General features: G+C 39.6%; 4 protein-coding genes. All 4 read right to left on the bottom strand.

What is annotated here, in order from left to right; all coding sequences use genetic code 11:
* Nucleotides 1-337 precede the first annotated feature (337 nt).
* A complete protein-coding gene (locus ACVPON_RS09525) occupies nucleotides 338-1,162 on the bottom strand; it encodes a formate/nitrite transporter family protein (RefSeq protein WP_462878392.1) in 825 nt (274 codons plus the stop codon).
* Between the two features lie 103 nt (nucleotides 1,163-1,265).
* Nucleotides 1,266-1,817 carry a TetR/AcrR family transcriptional regulator gene (locus ACVPON_RS09520; RefSeq protein WP_462878391.1) on the bottom strand — a complete coding sequence of 184 codons (552 nt, stop codon included), beginning with the start codon at nucleotides 1,815-1,817 and terminating at the stop codon, nucleotides 1,266-1,268.
* Nucleotides 1,818-1,985: 168 nt separating this feature from the next.
* The gene (locus ACVPON_RS09515; RefSeq protein ID WP_462878390.1) at nucleotides 1,986-2,549 is read right to left on the bottom strand and encodes an LOG family protein; all 564 of its coding nucleotides are present in this window, start codon (nucleotides 2,547-2,549) and stop codon (nucleotides 1,986-1,988) included.
* A complete protein-coding gene (locus ACVPON_RS09510; RefSeq protein ID WP_462878389.1) occupies nucleotides 2,546-2,866 on the bottom strand; it encodes a MazG nucleotide pyrophosphohydrolase domain-containing protein in 321 nt (106 codons plus the stop codon). The genes ACVPON_RS09515 and ACVPON_RS09510 overlap by 4 nt, the downstream gene beginning before the upstream one ends.
* Nucleotides 2,867-3,193: the final 327 nt, after the last annotated feature.

Here is a 3,193-nt window from a genome sequence, read left to right as displayed (position 1 = left end):
ATATGGGACTTTTTTTCTATACTCAAAAAGGCTCCATAATCTCTACAGTGGATTTACCCACTACAGAAATTATAGAGCCCAAATAAGGAACGAAACAGTTTTCGTTCCTTATTTTGTACGATAGGCATGTGGGGAAGTTCCTTATAGGCAATTGCCTGTGGATTCATACTCTTTGAAAATCAAAACGGTACTTTGTCAAGGTATCTTAATGAATGAAAAGCATTATAGAGGATTTGAGTTTATTATAGTTGTTTCGTTTCCTTATGTTCGTTCATTGGGCAAAAGCTAGTGGATATTTCAAACCATAAGGGGGACATTTTGCCGATTTTTAAGAGTGTTAGTCCACATAGACAGTTGATTGTGCATTCAACCAGCTGTACAGTAGTCCCATTACCAAGCCACCGCCGACATAGTTTCCTAGACCTGAAAAGAGGAAATTAGATAGGACGGATAAGACATTCATTCCCTCTACTGGACAACCTGTAGAAAAGATAGCCAAAGAGAAGCTAGAGAAGTTAGCAATAACGTGCTCAAAGCCAAAGAAAGCAAAAATAAAGATAATGAAGAGAACACTGATTGCTTTTCCAGCATCGTCTTTCATTTTTAGGAAGGCAAAGACAGCGATATTGACGACCATATTGGCAAAAATCCCTTCAATAAACTGGGTTAGAGGAGTCTTAGCAATCTTGGCAATTGTACTTTGTACCAGATAGCTATCAGCTGTCACATGTCCGATGGAAAAAGGAGTTGTCTGTGCGATGAAAAAGCAGACAAGGATAGCTCCGATAAAGTTGAAGAAAATACAGGTAGCTAAGATTTTTAGGGCTGTCTTGGTCGGAATGACCTTGCGATAGATTGCAACGGTCATATACATCATATTAGAGGTTCCAAGTTCCGCATTCATATAGAGAATCATGAGAAGCCCCCAGCCAAACATGAGACTGTAGCTGAATTTTCCAAGTCCCGCTGCCACATGCTCAATCTTATCTGCTGTATAAAGTGAGATGGTAATTCCTAGCGCCAGATAGATACTGGCAAATATCGAGCGGAGGGCATATGCCCAGTAGTTGCTTTCAATCAAAGCTGCTTTTTTCTTGATACTTTTATCAAGTGTATACATTAAGGTTTGATCTTGTACTGCCAAAGTAGACACCAACTTCATATTTAATTTGATAGCTTTATCACAATCTATTATACTATACCAAAAAAAGGTAGAAAATGTAAAGGCTTTTATAAAGAAAAGTCTGTTTTGTTTGGTAGATTTTTTAAGATTTACCAAGGGACTGAGAAAAAGAACTATCAATTACCTCTAAAAAATAGCTAGCAATGGTCTCTTCCTCAATCGGTTGCCGTTGCTGCAACCACCAGTTAATCGTTTCGATAAAGGTCGTTGCGACAAAGTGTTCTAAAAAGGTTTCAGGAACATGTTTTTTCTGATAGAGGAGGGGTGTGCGGACAAGGGGAAAGACATAATGTTGTAACTCTGCTTTGAGACGCTTTGTAAAATACAGATTGTTAGAGAGTAAAAGGGTTGCCACCTTGTCTTGATTGTTTTTAAAGTGGTAGAAGATGTGAGTAAGGGTTCCGTGAATATCACTTTGAGCCTGAGGTTTCGCAAAGCTGTGGGCAAAGAGATCCTCGCAGACTTCCTCAAGTAACATCTCCTTGCTTTCAAAATGTGCGTAAAAGGTGGAGCGTCCCACATCTGCTAAATCGATAATATCCTGCACGGTAATGGTATCGTAGTTTTGCCGATTGAGTAGGTGGATAAAGGCTTGGTAAATGGCTGTACGCGATTTCTTGATTCTTCTGTCCATAGGTTTTGTACCGGTGCAGACTGTTATTAGTCATCTGTACCGGCTTTCTTTCTGTAGAATGATGAGGATAAATCGAACAAATTGTTTGATTCTGAATATAGTATACCTTAATTTACAGAAAAAGGCTTGAAATAGCGTTTCTAAGCCAGTTTTGAATTTTAAAGGGGATTACTTATACTCACGCGCAGCAGGTGGTTGGTAGGTTGCGATAAAGTGCTCAATCTGGTCTAGTTCATCTGAAAAGAATGTCTTTTCACGGTCTTCAAGGGTTAGAAATCCTGCTGTAACCATGGTGTCAAAAAATTGCTCCAAGGTTTGATAGTAGCCTGCAGTATTAAAGAGAATGCAGGGTTTATCATTTTTTCCAATCCTTGCCCAAGAGATCACTTCACTGATTTCTTCCAGAGTGCCAGGTCCACCAGGTAGGGCGATAAAGGCATCTGCCTCTTGAATTAAGGCTAGTTTGCGTTCGGACATGGTCTTGACGGTACGGAGTTCTGAGAGGTTGGGATGGGCAAGTTCACGGTCTTTTAAAAATTCAGGAATGATACCAATGACCTGTCCGCCGTGAGCTAGAACAGTGTCTGCAATTAAGCCCATAAGGCCCGTATTTCCCCCTCCATAGACAAGTGTATGCCCATTTTTTCCAATCCACTTCCCCAGAGTTACAGTTTTTTCTTGGTAGATGGGATTCTCTCCCAAACTTGCTCCACAATAGACGGTTATTTTCATTGCTCTTTGAACCTTTCTTCTAACTTTTGCTTATGGCTTGCCATAATATCTTCTAGGGAAATCTGGTACTTATCTGCGATGATAAAGAGATTGTCCAAGACATCTCCTAGTTCTTCGCGAATGTGGTGGAGCTTTTCTTTTTGATTGCTGACTGGCTCATCTGGCCGATCGCGTCCAATCTCCATTTTCCGAATAGCTTGAGCCAATTCCCCTACTTCTTCGCAGAGAAAATTTGCCCGAATAAAAGGATTGTAGTTATACCAGTTGCGCTCCTTGTAAAACTGACTGACCCAGTCTTGGTATTCCTGAATGTCCATATTGACCTCCCTATAGTACTTAATAATATTATAGCATAAGGAGATGAGAGAGGCGAGAAAAAGGGAGAAACAGAAGCTAGAACCCTATCTGAGAATGTGTAGGTCATTCAGAAGATAGTAAGGAAATTGGAGAGATTTATTTGCATATAATGAAGTGTAAGAAGAATATTATACAAGATGCAATGTTAAACTTAAGTAATGAAATGTCAAGGAAACAATCAGATAAAATAAGTTTTTGGGTGATAAAACGGCTCTATAATTTCTGTAGTGGGTAAATCCACTGTAGAGATTATGGAGCCTTTTTGAGTATAGAAAAAAAGTCCCATA

The sequence above is a fragment of the Streptococcus sp. 1F3 genome (assembly GCF_054968985.1).
The sequence above is the reverse complement of the archived record's forward strand: the minus strand, read 5'-3'. Positions and strand labels throughout refer to the sequence as shown.

Coding starts and splice junctions, on each gene's coding strand:
- ACVPON_RS09525 (WP_462878392.1), bottom strand. CDS start 1,162: ATGAAGTTGGTGTCTACTTTGGCAGTACAAGATCAAACCTTAATGTAT.
- ACVPON_RS09520 (WP_462878391.1), bottom strand. CDS start 1,817: ATGGACAGAAGAATCAAGAAATCGCGTACAGCCATTTACCAAGCCTTT.
- ACVPON_RS09515 (WP_462878390.1), bottom strand. CDS start 2,549: ATGAAAATAACCGTCTATTGTGGAGCAAGTTTGGGAGAGAATCCCATC.
- ACVPON_RS09510 (WP_462878389.1), bottom strand. CDS start 2,866: ATGGACATTCAGGAATACCAAGACTGGGTCAGTCAGTTTTACAAGGAG.